This is a genomic window from Rothia sp. HSID18069 (assembly GCF_003989155.1).
GTDB classification, from domain to species: Bacteria; Actinomycetota; Actinomycetes; order Actinomycetales; family Micrococcaceae; genus Rothia; species Rothia aeria.
Window position 1 is genome coordinate 105,450 of sequence record NZ_RBMG01000002.1, and the last position, 14,067, is coordinate 119,516.

A 14,067-nucleotide genomic window follows, 5' to 3' on the forward strand; every position below is an offset into this window, starting at 1 on the left:
GGATAAAGCCGCTAGCCCGATCTTTCAGGGCCAGCGGCTTTTTCACAGTCCGGTTCTAGGCGTGGTCGTTGAAAATATTGGTCACTGACCCTTCGTCGAAAACCTCACGGATGGCTCGCGCCACAAGCGGGGCGATAGACAGTACGGTGAGGTTCTCAAACCGTTTATCGTCCGGCACGGGCAGGGTGTTCGTGACCACCACTTCGGATGCGCCGCACCCAGATAGCCGTTCAACGGCGGGCCCGGAGAACACCGGGTGGGTCGCGGCGATAATGACCTCTTTAGCGCCTTTTTCTTTAAGCACATTGACCGCCCCGGCGATGGTTCCGCCGGTATCGATCATGTCGTCAATCAGTACGCAGGAGCGCCCCTCAATCTCACCCACTACGGTCTTTGAGACCGCCTGGTTAGGCACGTTAATGTCGCGGGTTTTGTGCACGAATGCCAGCGGCGCGCCACCGAGCAGGGTGGCCCAGTGTTCGGCTACCCGAACACGCCCGGTGTCGGGGGAAACAACGGTCACATTCTCGGGGTTTTCCACGCGGCTTTTAATGTACTCAGCGAGCACAGGAATGGCGAACAGGTGATCCAGCGGCCCGTCGAAGAACCCCTGAATCTGGGAGGTGTGCAGGTCCACACACATGAGGCGGTCGGCACCAGCGGTCTTGTACAAGTCAGCGATCAGACGGGCCGAGATCGGCTCACGCCCCCGGTGCTTCTTGTCCTGGCGAGCATACGGGTAGAAGGGTGACACCACGGTAACGGAGCGGGCTGAGGCGCGTTTGAGCGCATCAATCATAATGATCTGCTCCATGAGCCACTCGTTAATGGGGGCCGGGTGGGATTGGATGACGAAGGCGTCGGCACCGCGCACCGACTCTTCAAACCGTACGTACGTCTCGCCGTTAGCAAACGTGTACGCGGAGGTCGGTAGCAGCGGGTGTCCCAGCTCTGCGGCGATTTCTTCCGCGAGTTTGGGGTGCGCACGCCCGGAAACCACCGCAAGTTTACGCACACCCGGATTGGTAATCTCGTGACTCATGGTTTTTCGCTTTCTTGTCAGTGATCCCCTGCCCCGTTGGCGGCTTGCGCGGCCGCTGCCGGTTCGGTTCCCTCACGGTTTTTAAGCACCCAGCCCTCGATATTGCGCTGGGAAAATTCAGAGATTGCGAGCGCACCCGCTGGAACGTCCTTGCGGATAAGCGCGCCTGCGCCGGAGTAGGCGCCATCGCCTACGGTCACGGGGGCAACGTAGATACCGCCGGAGCCCATACGGGCGTGCGCACCAATAACAGTGCGGTTCTTGGTGACCCCGTTGTAATTTGCGAAAACAGACCCGGCGCCGATGTTCGCTCCGTCGCCGATTTCTGCATCCCCCACATAGGTTAGGTGCGGTACTTTCGCCCCGTCACCAATCTGGGAGTTTTTCGCTTCACAGAACGTGCCAAGTTTCGAGTCCTCACCGAGTACGGTGCCGGGGCGTAGGTATGCGAACGGGCCTACCGTGGCTCCTGTACCAATAATGGATCCCTGCCCGTGCGCGCGAGTGACGGTGGCGTTTTCTTTCACGGTGACGTCGGTGAGGGTGGTGTCGGGGCCGATAACCGCACCGGTGGCTACATTAGTGGCGCCGTGCAGCTGGGTTCCGGGTAGGATGGTCACGTCGTTCTCAAGGGTAACGGTCACATCTATCCAGGTGCTCTGCGGGTCTACGATGCTCACCCCGTTACGCATATGTGCTTCAAGGATGCGCGTATTGAGTTTCCGGCCCAGCTGAGCGAGCTGTACCCGGTCGTTGGCGCCTTCAACTTCCCAGCGGTCCTCAATAGCGAGCGCCGAGGTGCGGTACCCTTTGGAACGGGCAATAGCGAGCACATCGGTAATGTACTTCTCACCTTGGGCGTTATTGGTGGTTACTTCCGCGAGGGCTTGACGCAGTACGGTGGCGTCGAAAGCGTAAATACCGGAGTTAATTTCGTCGATGGCGAGCTCTTCGTCAGTGGCGTCTTTCGCTTCGACGATGGAGGTTACCTCACCAGCTTGGTTGCGCACAATACGACCATAGGCACCGGGGTCATCCACGTGGGTGGTGAGTACGGTGACGGCGTTGGAGTCGGTTTCGTGGAATGTGATGAGTTCGCGGAGGGTTTCGGGCCGCAGCAGGGGCACGTCTCCGTAGGTGACGAGCACGGTGCCTTCCACAAGGCTCTGCTGATCGAGTGCGAGCAGCCCCACTTCAACAGCCCGCCCGGTTCCGGGAATGTCATCTTGGTCCACGATGGTGACGTGCTCGTCGAAGGCGAGTACATGCTCAGCGACTTTATCGCGCTGGTGGCGTACCACAACAGCGAGACGTTCGGGGGTGAGGTCTCGGGCGGCAGCAACGGCGTGCTCCACCATGGAGCGCCCACCAATGCTGTGCATCACCTTGGGAGTTGCGGATTTCATGCGGGTACCAGCACCCGCTGCTAGGACGATCACCGCGGACGGTACCTTATGTTCGGAACCCTCAAGCTCTGCGTTCACCTAATTTAACTCCTTTACGGGGTGTTTGCCGCCCACGCGCCGCTGCTGAATCGGCGTGTTAGCTTTGCGCTCCGCCACTAGGATTCGAACCTAGACAAACGGCTCCAAAGGCCGGTGTGCTGCCATTACACCATGGCGGAATCTTCCCCCGCTGTTACCGTGTTTACGGCCTGGGACAGGGGCACTCATAAGTGTAGCAAAAATACCTTTACTCGTCGCATCCCAACACGGGGCATATTAGCCCCCACCGGTCCTAGAGATAGCAGGCTGGCGTGTGCTCTTATGTGCAGGGGTGGATACGTTCAGCCGCTGGTGGCGGTACCCTGGATACGTGGCACATTTACTTGGCGGCGAAGCGCTGCACCTTCAGTTCCCTACCCGCACTATTTTCGAGGGGGTGACCGTCGGCATTAATGAGGGCGACCGCATCGGCATTGTGGGTCGCAACGGTGACGGTAAATCCACACTCATGAAGATTCTGGCGGGGCGTCTTGAGCCGGACTCCGGGCGCGTGACGGCGCGCGGTGGCACGCGCATCGGGTACCTGGATCAGTCCGACGTTCTCAACGATTCTCACACGGTCGGTTATGCTCTGGTGGGTGATACTCCAGAGTATGAGTGGGCCTCGCAGCCGCGTATTCGTGATGTTATTGCGGGTTTGGTGTCTGATCTGCCCTGGGATGCGCCGGTTTCTTCACTCTCGGGCGGGCAGCGTCGCCGCGTGGCACTGGCTGCTCTGCTGATACAGGAATGGGATGTGCTCATGCTGGATGAGCCCACCAACCACCTGGATGTGCAAGCGATTACGTGGCTTGCGCATCATCTGAAAAGCCGCTGGAGCAAGAACGCGGGCGGTCTGCTGGTGGTCACTCACGACCGCTGGTTTCTCGATGAAGTCAGTACCGACACCTGGGAGGTTCACGATAAGATCGTGGAACCTTTTGAGGGCGGGTATGCGGCTTATGTTCTGCAGCGTGTGGAGCGTGATCGGCAGGCGGCCGCCGCGGAGGCAAAGCGCCAGAACCTGATGCGTAAAGAGTTGGCGTGGCTGCGTCGCGGTGCCCCGGCGCGCACCTCGAAGCCGAAGTTCCGTATTGATGCGGCGAATGCGCTGATTGCCGATGTGCCGCCGGTACGTAATACCGTGGAGCTCAAGCAGATGGCGGTTTCCCGTTTGGGTAAGGACGTGGTGGATCTTGAGAACGTCTCGGTCACCTTTGAGGATTCTTCGCTGCCCAATGGTAAACGTGAGGTGCTGCGTCGCGTAACGTGGCGGATTGCCCCGGGTGAGCGCACCGGTATTTTGGGCGTGAACGGTGCCGGAAAATCTACCCTGCTCGCCCTGGTCACCGGCTCTTTGGAACCGACCGAGGGGCGCGTGAAACGCGGTAAGACCGTCAAGGTTGCCACCCTCACCCAGCAACTGGACGAGCTTAAAGAGGTTGGGAACGACCGCGTGTCTGATGTGATCGGCCGCAAGAAGCGCAGCTATATAGCCGACGGCAAAGAGATGTCGCCCTCGCAGATGTTGGAACGGCTGGGTTTTACAAGCGCGCAGCTTTCTACCCCGGTGAAAGATCTGTCGGGCGGGCAGAAGCGACGGCTGCAGCTTATGCTCATTCTCTTGGACGAGCCGAATGTGCTGATTCTGGACGAGCCTTCAAACGACCTGGATACCGATATGCTGGCGGCAATGGAAGACCTGCTTGATACCTGGCCCGGCACCCTGCTGGTGGTTTCTCACGACCGTTACCTCATGGAGCGTGTAACCGATCAGCAGTATGCGGTGATTGATGGGTCGTTCCGGCATCTGCCCGGTGGGGTGGAGGAGTATTTGGCACTTTCTGCAGCGGGTCGGGGCGGTTCTGCCGCCGGTGTTACAGGCGGTGCATCCACCCCAACTAAAAAGAACGATTCTTCGGTTTCCGATGGCCAGGCTGAATCAACGAACTCTGATCCCAAGAGCACACCGAAAGTATCGGGGACGCAGGCACGCGCGGCACAGAAAGAATCCGCCGCGATTGAGCGTCGCCTCGGGAAATTGGGCGAGGAACAGAGTAAGCTCTCCGAACAGATGAGCATGCACGACCCCGCCGATTACGCCGGGCTTGCCGACCTGGGGCAAAAACAGCAGGCGCTTCAGGATGAAATCGACGAGCTAGAGATGCGCTGGTTAGAGCTCTCAGAACTCCTTGGGTAGCCTCTCATTCCGTTCGCTTTTCAGGCTGACACTGCCGCGTTACCCGCCGTAGAAGCATCTTAACGGCAGCACTGGTTACGATGCTGCCGGAGTTTGGGTGGCAACAGCATGGCGGCCGCGGCGGCGAAGTGCTGCGGCGAGCTCATCGGCTGCGGGTGCGTCCTCAACAAGAATAGCCACGGTAGGCCCAGAGCCAGAGACAAACGCCTCAACTATGCTCTCATTATCCATGGTCAAAATAGTTTCAAGCTCGGGTGCTAGGGTCACAGCTGGTGCTTGCAGATCATTACGCAGCTGCCGACCAACCTCGTGCAGACGTGCAATGGGAGTTTCTGTTTGGGTCAGCGCGTGCAGCAGCCCTGAGGGAACCTGCAGCTCACCGGCTTCGGCGTAACGCCCGGCGGTGCGCCCCTCATCAAGCTCGCTAAATACCTGCGGGGTCGAGAGCCCCTCTGAGGCGGCGACCAGTACAATGTCGAGCGGAATCATGTCTTCAGGCAGCTCTACGATGCTCAGCTCGGTTCCGGTACCCTCCCCCACGGCTAACCCGCCCAGCGGGAACGCGGCACGCACTACGAAGGGCACATCGGCCCCCAACGGCGCAGCTAAGGCAAGCAGCTCCTCAAGTCCGAGGGTGCGTTCGGTCAGCCGTTTCTCGTAAAGATACTGGTCGACCGCAAGAAGCGCGGCGGCGGCATCTGCCGAGCCGCCCGCCATGCCCCCGGCCACGGGAACAGCCTTATCGATATGCAGGTGCAGGTTGAGATCGTTCACGGTGAGCCCGCGTGCCTGCACCATAGCGACGGCTGCACGATACGCCAGATTCTTCTCGTTCAACGGCACCTCGGCGGGGTCAAATTCTCCGGCGCGGTGCTGCTGATCAACCAGGGAGTCGGGAACAATATTCAGGCTCAGGGTAATTCCCAGCTCCTGAGCGTCGCGGGCGGTAACGGTTTCGTAGATATTGACCGAAGAAAAGAGTGTGGCCAGCGGATGGTAGCCGTCCTCGCGGGGGTTACCCACGGCGAGGTAGAGATTCACTTTTCCGGGCGCTTTTGCCTGAGTTTCTAGAACATGCATTCTTTTTCCGTCCCCGGTTTCTTGGTCTTAGTTTTCATCTGCAGCTAGAGCTGGCACCCGATGCGCCGCCTGGGCGATCCGAATATACCCGTGAATATCTAACTTTTCACCACGCTCAGTGGGGGTAATACCCGCCTCGGTCAGAATCGCCTCAGCACGAGCGCCGGAACCAGCCCATGAGGCAAGCGCGGCCCGCAGGGTCTTCCGCCGTTGGGCGAAAGCCGCGTCAATCACGGTAAAGACTTCGTCACGGTCAATATCGGCAAGCGGCTGCGGGCGCATCCTGAATCCCACAAGCCCGGAGTTAATCTTCGGGGCGGGCCAGAATACGTTTTTACCGATAACCCCCGCTTTAAAGACCTCAGCGTACCAGCTTGCCTTCACCGAAGGAACCCCGTAAATCTTGGATCCGGGTTTTGCCGCCAGACGGTCAGCAACCTCGTCCTGCACCATCACGAGGGCGTGGCGGATGCTCGGGAACTGCGCGAAAAGGTGCAGAAGCACCGGAACCGCCACATTATAGGGCAGGTTGGCGACCAGCGCATCCGGCGTGTGGGGAAGCTCAGTCACCTTGAGGGCGTCCATGAGCACCACATGAACGTTTTGTGCCTTGTCGGGACGGAATTTTGCGATAGTATGCGGTAGTTGCCGCGCCAACGGCGGGTCGATTTCAACCGCAACAACCTGCCGCGCGGCATCTGCCAACCCCAGAGTGAGAGAGCCAAGTCCGGGGCCGACTTCGAGCACAGTTTCATCATCGGTAATATCTGCTGCGGCAACAATGCGTCGAATAGTATTTGGGTCAATCACGAAGTTCTGCCCCAGGGTTTTCGTGGGGCGAATGCCCAGCTGCGCGGCAAGGTCGCGGATTTCTTGGGGACCCAGCAGGGGTTTATCGCTCAGATTTTCTCTCACCCTACCTATTTTAAGACAGATCGTGCACCTGTTGAACGCTTGAGAGTAATCTCTGCGCCCAGCGATCCCAGGTGTACTCTTCCGACAGTTTTAAGGATTGCGCCGATGCATTCTCAACATCACTTCGTGGCAGGTGTGAAAGTATTTGTGTTCCCTGCTCCACAGAGTTCTCGGCAGGAATCAACCATCCCGTCTTCTCGTGCTGGACTAGAGTAAGCATACCCCCTACTCGGGTAGCAAGTACCGGAAGGCCATGGCACAATGCATCCGTGACTACCACCCCACCAGCACTGCCAGAGGTAATCTCCAACAAAATATCGTGCTCACTGTATACTACAGACAATTCTTCTCGGCTCATATAAGGTAAATGTTCTACCCATTCTGGAAGTTCTTGTGGTACTTTTCCCACAATCGTTAATTCAACTGGACGTGTTTTACGAACTTTTTCAGCAATACTCAATACATTATCCCCACCCTTTCGTTCCCAATGAGATGAAATAAACAGAAGCTTCAACGGTTCTGCTTCCGTTTTCTGGAACGGGACACGGTACTGCACCGGCACAGTACCAGGCCCAAATGGGTTCAGTATATTCTTCTCAGCGGGAATATGAAGGTCACGGAAAAGTACTTCCTGTGACCATTCGCTGGCAACAGAGTACAAGTCAGTTCCACGCGCCCCCAACCAGTCAACTATTTTTCCTTGCACACTTGATATACGACTTAGCTGGTGGTTTGGGTAATAGCTTAATTCCATAGCTGAGAAGGAAGAATCTGTCACTTGCACCTTAGTTATGTACGAAGTAAGAGCAATGGACGAAGTGGAAGCCGCAAGAAAAACGTAAGCATCAGCCTCACCTATGCTCTTCAACGTATGCCGGGTTCGTATGCTGTCCCGTATTGAGGTAGCCAGCCCATGGCTAGGTAAATACGCTTTACCGAAGCGTCCCATAAGAAACGTTAACGCACGGTCTATCACATGAGGTTTATTTGTTTTAAGTTGAATACGGTGTACATCTGCATTTCGTTCTAGGGCACGGACTGCATGGTAGCAAACCCCGGACCATGAGTAAGGGTCGTCCATATCCCAAGCAGTAATAAGTGTAATTTTTTGTAGAGCCATCTTATAGCTTTCTTATATAACATCATTTAAGGTAAGAATCTACAGATCCCAAAATCCTGGTGGGGTTTCCAAAATACCGCAAAATATTAGCAAGAGCTCCTCTATCGAATAATGCGTGATTACCACGTTAAGGAACTCTGCGTTTCTTCCGTATCTGCCAGAGAGTCGATTTGATGATATTTTGGGCATTCTTCAGCCGGGCCTTGGGCGCGGCATAAATACGCAGCTTATTGAGGAGCGGCTGGTTTTTTGCCTGGTTTGCTTTACGGTACACAAAGTGTGTCCCATCTTCCTCAATAAGACTATTTCCTGTCCAGCCGCATAGCCCTGGTTGCATCACCTTAATATCCACCCCAAAATCAGCAGCAAAAAGGGGCCAATCATCTGCTAGCCAGTATTGTGAGCCGCGCGCATCAACCTGCTCAATAATTTTCTGTGCCGCCGACCGAGAGATCAGATACAGTCCCGTGCAGGCGGTCCAGTCATTAGCGCAGTATCCTAAACGGTGACGGCCCCAAATAAACGGAGAAAACAACGACAACCGGGGGTAAGCGGTGCGGGGGTTCATACGACCCATCTGGGTGGACCAGCCATCCGCAAAATTCACCACACCAATGCTGCGGGATTTTTCAATAACCCGAGAGACAATTTCATCAATGGAGGGGTGGATCAACGCATCGTCTTCGGCGACAAGCGCCCATTCTTCCCCACTTTCTAGAAAATCACGCCACACGTAAGTATGGCTCAAGGCGCATCCTACTTCTCCAGGACGGGCTAGACGGCCTTTTCTTTTCTCAAAATAGGCAGCATCAAATTCAGGGCTTTCCCCAGGAGTAGGTAAAGCACGCCCATCTACTCCCCAAAATATATCGAAACCTGCACTCCCGGGGGCATTGAAGAACTGCTCAAGACGATTTTCGCCTTTAAGAGCAACAACATATTTTTTCATTTTTCCTCTTTATACTTGAAACGGCAATAATTTACCGGTACCCACCAGGGTATGTCCCAAATTGCATATCTTTAACAATTTTTATACGGTCAATATATTTAAGGCTTAAGGGACTTGTGATCTTTCCCGCCAACTCAGGCCATGGAACAGGGTACTCCGGCATATATCCAAAAGCTTGAGGATCTCCGTAGCTCTCCAACAAGGATGAAAAATAGTCCATCCTGCGGTTTACTTCAGCAATCCATTCATCGGTAAACCTGCTATATGGTTTACATCCAAAGGCAGACATATTCACGACCGATTTATAATAGTTACGTTGGTCTTTTCCCAATACCCCACTTGCTGGTGATGAATTCCAAGAACCTATTTCATGCGGAGCAATGACCCACATATCTGGGGTAGCATTAAGTTCCTCAAGGAGAGGCAGCCAGGGCTTATCCATAGGTTTTATATCCATATACACACCACCGTGATGGTGCATCAGATAGGCACGCAGGTAGTCAGAGCGCTGAATATAACTTAGTTTTTCGTAGGAAGGGTGTAAAGGATGTTCGGGAAGAACATAATCCGCAAGATTATCCGAGGTTATCAGAATAACTTTACTTTCAGAATTAACGGAACGAATAAGGTCGATAGATTTCTGCCGGTTCGGAGTTATCTGGTTATCCCCCAACCAAACAATAAATATCTGATTAGGAGCGTCTTGAAGATTACCTTCCGGAAGTTGAGAATCATAGAATAGATGATTAACCATAAACGTACTGGAATTAGGTATCGCGGTATTTTTAATACGCTGGGTATATTTTTCAAGATCATAAGAGTACGGGTTTTTCTGCGAATACCAACTGCGTATCTTATCTACCCCTGCACCATCTTTGACATAATTAAGCCATATATAATGTTTTATTTTTTTTGAAAAAGAAATGATTGACACAGCTTTACCCTAGTTCTCTCACATTAATATGCTATTGATACGTTACGGGGCAGAAAGCTATTTATCGGGATGCCGCATCACACAAAGACAAAATGTGCCCCAGAAAATTATGAGGTAAAGCCTTAAGGTGAGCTACAGCGTCTACCATAGTAGCATATATATGTGATAGCTCGTGCAGGCTTCGGTAAAGGTGGCACCAAAGCGATTTAGTCATGTGTACTGATCGTTACCATTATCTAGAACCCCTCAATTCCCCAGCTGCCGTACACACGCACTGAGTTCGCGCGGATCATTTGGCACAGGTCCTCTAGACTCTGCTCACGGTGCGCCGCCATGAACCGCACCGTATAGTTCGTCATGTACGAGGCATTCGGGCGGCCCCTAAACGGGTGCGGGGTCAAAAAAGGCGCATCCGTCTCGGCAAGAATCAACTCGGGGCGCGCCATACGCAACGACTCCTGAATATCCTTCGAATTCTTAAAGGTCACGGTTCCGGCGAAACTCATATACCAGCCCTGCTCATTACAGATACGCGCCAGCTCAGCCTCACCCGAATAGCAGTGAAATACAGTACACTCAGGAGCGCCCTCCTCAAGGAGGATGCGCACCACATCATCATGCGCCTGCCGGTCGTGAATCTGAAGCGCCAACCCATGCTTCTTCGCCAAGCGAATATGCCCACGAAAGCTACGCTGCTGGGCTTCAATGCCCTCTTCTCCGGTGCGGAAGTAGTCGAGCCCAGTCTCGCCGATAGCTCGCACGCGCGGCTCGGCGGCAAGTGCATCCAAGGTCTCCAGCGCCTCATCAAGGGTACCGGCGGAATCCAGTTCGGGAGCGGTGTTGGGGTGAATAGCAACCGCCGCCAGAACCCGCCGGTCGGCGCGGGCGGCGGCAACCGCATACAGCGAGGAAGGAATATCGCAGCCGACCTGCACAATGGCACCTATGCCGAGTTTTTCCCCGGTATCGAGGGCGTCTCGGGCGGTAATTTCTACTTCGCCATCGAGCAGATCCATATGGGTATGGTTATCGACGATGGCATACGGCAAAGGCTCGGGCGCAGGCGGGAACACAAGATTACGGGACCGCCCGTTATCGCCCTTGGTGGAGCGGCGTCGGGTGCCTTCGCCCGAAGGTTCCTGCGCTATCCCTCCCCCGGTCTCGTCCCGGTAAAGCTCGGCGCGGTAGGGTGCGGGGGTCTGCCCTTCTTCAACCTGCCAACCGTGTGGAAGGGCGCTCGCCCTCAGCTCTTGTTCGTTCGGCACCGTAGAGTGTGCCAGGGCGGCAAGGGAATCTAGATATTCCTGGGTGAGTTCGGTTTGCTCGGGATGGCTCTGGCACACGGTATTCTCCTGCGGGCTGTGTTGAAGTGTGTTTTAGGGGTTGACGTTTCGAGCAGCAATGGCGGCTGCGTAAAGCTCTTGTTTGGAGGCACCCGTTTCAGCGGCGACAGCGGCGCACGCGTTTTTGAGGCGTTCGCCTGCATCCAACCGTTCCAAGACGAGGCCCACGATATCTTGCGCCTGTGGAGTTTCGGCAGGCTCGGCGCCAGCGACCACGATCACGATCTCTCCGCGCACCTGGGTTGCGTGCGCCCAGTCGGCGAGTTCGTTCAGGGTGCCGCGCAGGGTTTCTTCGTGCAGTTTGGTGAGTTCGCGGCATACGACGGCGCGGCGCTCTTCCCCGAAAACCCGGGCAAAATCTGTGAGCGTGGCGGCTACACGATGCGGTGATTCGTAGAAAATCATGGTGCGCTCTTCCGCCGCCAGGGAGTTTAGCCTTCGGGTACGTTCCGAGCCTTTACGGGCCAGGAACCCCTCAAAAGTGAACCGCCCGGTGGGCAGTCCCGAGAGCGCGAGCGCGGTCAAGGCCGCTGAGGGGCCGGGGATCACGGTCACCGGCAGGTCAGCGTCGGCAACGGCGCATGCTGCAACATAGCCGGGGTCTGAGATGGTTGGCATACCAGCGTCTGAGAGCAGCAGAACCGTATTCCCGTCACTGACCGCCTGCACGAGCTGGGTGCTGCGGTATTCCTCATTATGGTCGTGGTTCACAATAACCCGCCCCGTGGTGCGCACCCCCAGCCCGGAGGCAAGGGTGCGGAGCTTTCGAGTGTCTTCGACGGCGATCACGTCAGCGGTAGTGAGCGCCTGCCGTAACCGATCGCTGGCGTCTGAGAGGTTGCCGATAGGGGTCCCGCCAAGGATAAGGACACCACCGCCAGTTCCATGTGCTGCTGCGTGCGGCCCGGTGTGCTCAGCAGGTGCTTGGTCTGGTGTTTCAGCCTCGGGCATAGGGGTGTTGTTTTTATTGTGTGGTTTTATGCGGCTCACCTTCTCAGTGTAGGCCATGGTTCGGGGCTGGGTGGAATAAAATTTCTTGCAGAATAATCCCCTAACCTGCCCGAAATATGGCTTTCTGAGGGGATTAGCCTCTACGATGTTTAGGTGACGTTACAAACCGGTATTCTTTCCCCCGTAGGCTCGGGCCGTTCATCAATGTCCGAGCGTTTTAATGAGTTGAGTATGCTCGCCCGCTTGGGTGTGGCCCGTGTGTCTGCGCCCCGCTGGGCATGGGTTGTGCCCGCCCTGATGGTGGTGCTTGCAGGCATACTGCGTTTTGTTTATTTGGCACACCCGAACGCGATTGTTTTTGATGAGACGTACTACGCGAAGGACGCCTACTCGTACCTGCATTACGGGTATGAGCTGAACTGGACGAAGGAGGCGAACGGAACCTTCGTGGCTGGGAGCCCTTCAGGTCTTCTGATGGATTCCCCCGAGTATGTGGTTCACCCTCCGCTGGGTAAGTGGATGATCGCCGCCGGGATGGCGATTTTTGGGGATAATAACCCGTTTGGGTGGCGTTTTAGCGCGGCGCTGATTGGTACGCTGTCGGTGGCCTTGGTGGCGTATGCGGCCTGGCTGCTGTTCCGCTCTATGACGGTGGCTACTATCGCCGCGATCCTCGCATCCGTGGATGGGCTCATGTTTGTGGAGTCCCGTCTGGCGCTGCTGGATATTTTCCAGATGTTCTGGATTTTAGCGACTTTTGTGTGCCTGCTCTTAGATCGGCAGCAATCGCGGCGGGTGCTGGCACGTAAAGTGGTGGCTCTGGCTCAGCAGAACGGCGGCACGCTGCCTCAGCTTGTGTTTGGTCCTGGTTCGGGGTGGCATCTGTGGAGGCTGGCCGCTGGCGTGTGCGCCGGCGCGGCTGTGGGCGTGAAATGGAATTCGCTGTTCTTTATCGCTGCTTTCGGGTTGCTGACCGTGTTCTGGGATGTGAACGCGCGCCGTATCCTGGGGTTGAAGAACTGGGCGGTTGTGGGTGCGCTCCGTGAGGGCCTGCCCGCGTTCGTTCAGATGATTGGTGTGGGTCTTATCGTGTACCTGTCCACGTGGGCGGGCTGGTTTAAGTCATCGAACGCTTTCTACCGGCATTGGGCGCAGGATAATCCCGGGCAGGGGGTTCAGTGGCTGCCGACCGATCTGCGTTCGCTCTGGGAGTACCATGTTTCGGCGTTTAATTTCCATTCCAAGCTAGATAGCCCCCATTCGTATGCGTCTCCCGCGTGGAAGTGGCTTCTGCTGGGGCGACCCACCTCGTACTACTATGAGTCGCCAAAGATGGGGTCGAAGGGGTGCACCGCCTCTTCCTGCTCTGAGGCGATCCTCAATATCGGCAACCCGCTCATCTGGTGGGCTTTTATTGCGGCGATCCTGGTAGCCTTGATCGTCACCATTGTGCGCCGTGACTGGCGGTTTACATCTTTGCTCTTCGTTTTTGCCGTGGGTTACTTCCCGTGGTTCCTCTACCCGAACCGCACCATGTTCTACTTCTATGCTCTCTCGTTCGAGCCGTTTTTGATTCTGATACTTGCCGGTGTGCTGGGGCTGGTGCTGGGCCATTCGGGCAGCTCAGTGCGACGCAAACGGGTGGGCCTGTACTTTACGGGCGTGTACCTGGTGGCGGTACTGCTGATGAGTGCCTACTTCTGGCCGCTATGGACGGGGCAGACTATCCCTTATAACGAGTGGCTGCACCATATGTGGTTCTCTTTCTGGATTTAGGGCACCAGCAGTTCGCTGTCAAAACCTGTTCTGTTCGTCACCGAACCGCGTGAGATACCGTTTAATGCACGTCATGTGAAGCGGGGGTGGAAAACCAATATTGGTTTTCCACCCCCGCTTTTTCGTACCTGCCGTATTGCCGCAACCTACCTGGCTTATGAGAAGAAACTTCTGTGTAACTGTGCAGAGCTGCCCTGGATGAAGGGGTACCGAGCAGTTTAGGAAGCTTTTTAATGCTTTTTCAGCCCCGACATTCAGCAGTTACACAACATA

Annotated in this window: 11 protein-coding genes and 1 tRNA gene; 2 read left to right on the top strand and 10 right to left on the bottom strand. The window is 55.8% G+C overall.

The window, feature by feature from the left end; translation table 11 throughout:
• Window positions 1-55: 55 nt before the first annotated feature.
• The 3 genes from D8M41_RS06295 to D8M41_RS06305 all read right to left on the bottom strand — a co-directional run bounded on the left by D8M41_RS06295 (window position 56) and on the right by D8M41_RS06305 (window position 2,666).
• The gene (locus D8M41_RS06295; protein WP_006888263.1) at window positions 56-1,042 is read right to left on the bottom strand and encodes a ribose-phosphate diphosphokinase; all 987 of its coding nucleotides are present in this window, start codon (window positions 1,040-1,042) and stop codon (window positions 56-58) included.
• 17 nt (window positions 1,043-1,059) lie between these two features.
• On the bottom strand, window positions 1,060-2,526 hold the full coding sequence (glmU, locus tag D8M41_RS06300) for a bifunctional UDP-N-acetylglucosamine diphosphorylase/glucosamine-1-phosphate N-acetyltransferase GlmU (protein WP_006888145.1): 1,467 nt from the start codon (window positions 2,524-2,526) through the stop codon (window positions 1,060-1,062).
• Between the two features lie 69 nt (window positions 2,527-2,595).
• Window positions 2,596-2,666: transfer RNA gene (locus D8M41_RS06305), tRNA-Gln, on the bottom strand.
• Window positions 2,667-2,857: 191 nt separating this feature from the next.
• On the opposite strand from D8M41_RS06305, the gene D8M41_RS06310 reads away from it, so the two are divergent.
• Entirely contained in the window at window positions 2,858-4,726 is a 1,869-nt protein-coding gene (locus tag D8M41_RS06310) for an ABC-F family ATP-binding cassette domain-containing protein (protein ID WP_023133829.1), read from the top strand.
• A gap of 75 nt (window positions 4,727-4,801) precedes the next feature.
• On the opposite strand, the gene D8M41_RS06315 is transcribed toward D8M41_RS06310, so the two are convergent.
• From D8M41_RS06315 to rsmI, 7 genes are all read right to left on the bottom strand, one after another.
• A complete protein-coding gene (locus D8M41_RS06315) occupies window positions 4,802-5,806 on the bottom strand; it encodes a GHMP family kinase ATP-binding protein (RefSeq protein WP_006888234.1) in 1,005 nt (334 codons plus the stop codon).
• A 27-nt stretch (window positions 5,807-5,833) separates the two neighbouring features.
• Entirely contained in the window at window positions 5,834-6,721 is an 888-nt protein-coding gene (rsmA, locus tag D8M41_RS06320) for a 16S rRNA (adenine(1518)-N(6)/adenine(1519)-N(6))-dimethyltransferase RsmA (RefSeq protein ID WP_006888217.1), read from the bottom strand.
• A 10-nt stretch (window positions 6,722-6,731) separates the two neighbouring features.
• On the bottom strand, window positions 6,732-7,841 hold the full coding sequence (locus tag D8M41_RS06325; RefSeq protein WP_006888077.1) for a glycosyltransferase family 4 protein: 1,110 nt from the start codon (window positions 7,839-7,841) through the stop codon (window positions 6,732-6,734).
• Between the two features lie 127 nt (window positions 7,842-7,968).
• On the bottom strand, window positions 7,969-8,790 hold the full coding sequence (locus D8M41_RS06330) for a glycosyltransferase family 25 protein (RefSeq protein ID WP_006888096.1): 822 nt from the start codon (window positions 8,788-8,790) through the stop codon (window positions 7,969-7,971).
• Between the two features lie 31 nt (window positions 8,791-8,821).
• Complete coding sequence (locus tag D8M41_RS06335) at window positions 8,822-9,724, bottom strand: capsular polysaccharide synthesis protein (RefSeq protein WP_006888074.1); 903 nt, start codon at window positions 9,722-9,724, stop codon at window positions 8,822-8,824.
• A gap of 236 nt (window positions 9,725-9,960) precedes the next feature.
• Window positions 9,961-11,067 (bottom strand): TatD family hydrolase, encoded by a 1,107-nt coding sequence (locus tag D8M41_RS06340; RefSeq protein WP_023133827.1) that lies wholly within the window; start codon window positions 11,065-11,067, stop codon window positions 9,961-9,963.
• Window positions 11,068-11,100: 33 nt separating this feature from the next.
• Window positions 11,101-12,018: a 16S rRNA (cytidine(1402)-2'-O)-methyltransferase gene (gene rsmI, locus D8M41_RS06345; protein WP_231375375.1), complete on the bottom strand. Its 918-nt coding sequence runs from the start codon at window positions 12,016-12,018 to the stop codon at window positions 11,101-11,103.
• A gap of 204 nt (window positions 12,019-12,222) precedes the next feature.
• On the opposite strand from rsmI, the gene D8M41_RS06350 reads away from it, so the two are divergent.
• Window positions 12,223-13,794 (top strand): dolichyl-phosphate-mannose--protein mannosyltransferase, encoded by a 1,572-nt coding sequence (locus tag D8M41_RS06350; RefSeq protein ID WP_023133825.1) that lies wholly within the window; start codon window positions 12,223-12,225, stop codon window positions 13,792-13,794.
• The last annotated feature ends 273 nt before the right edge of the window (window positions 13,795-14,067 follow it).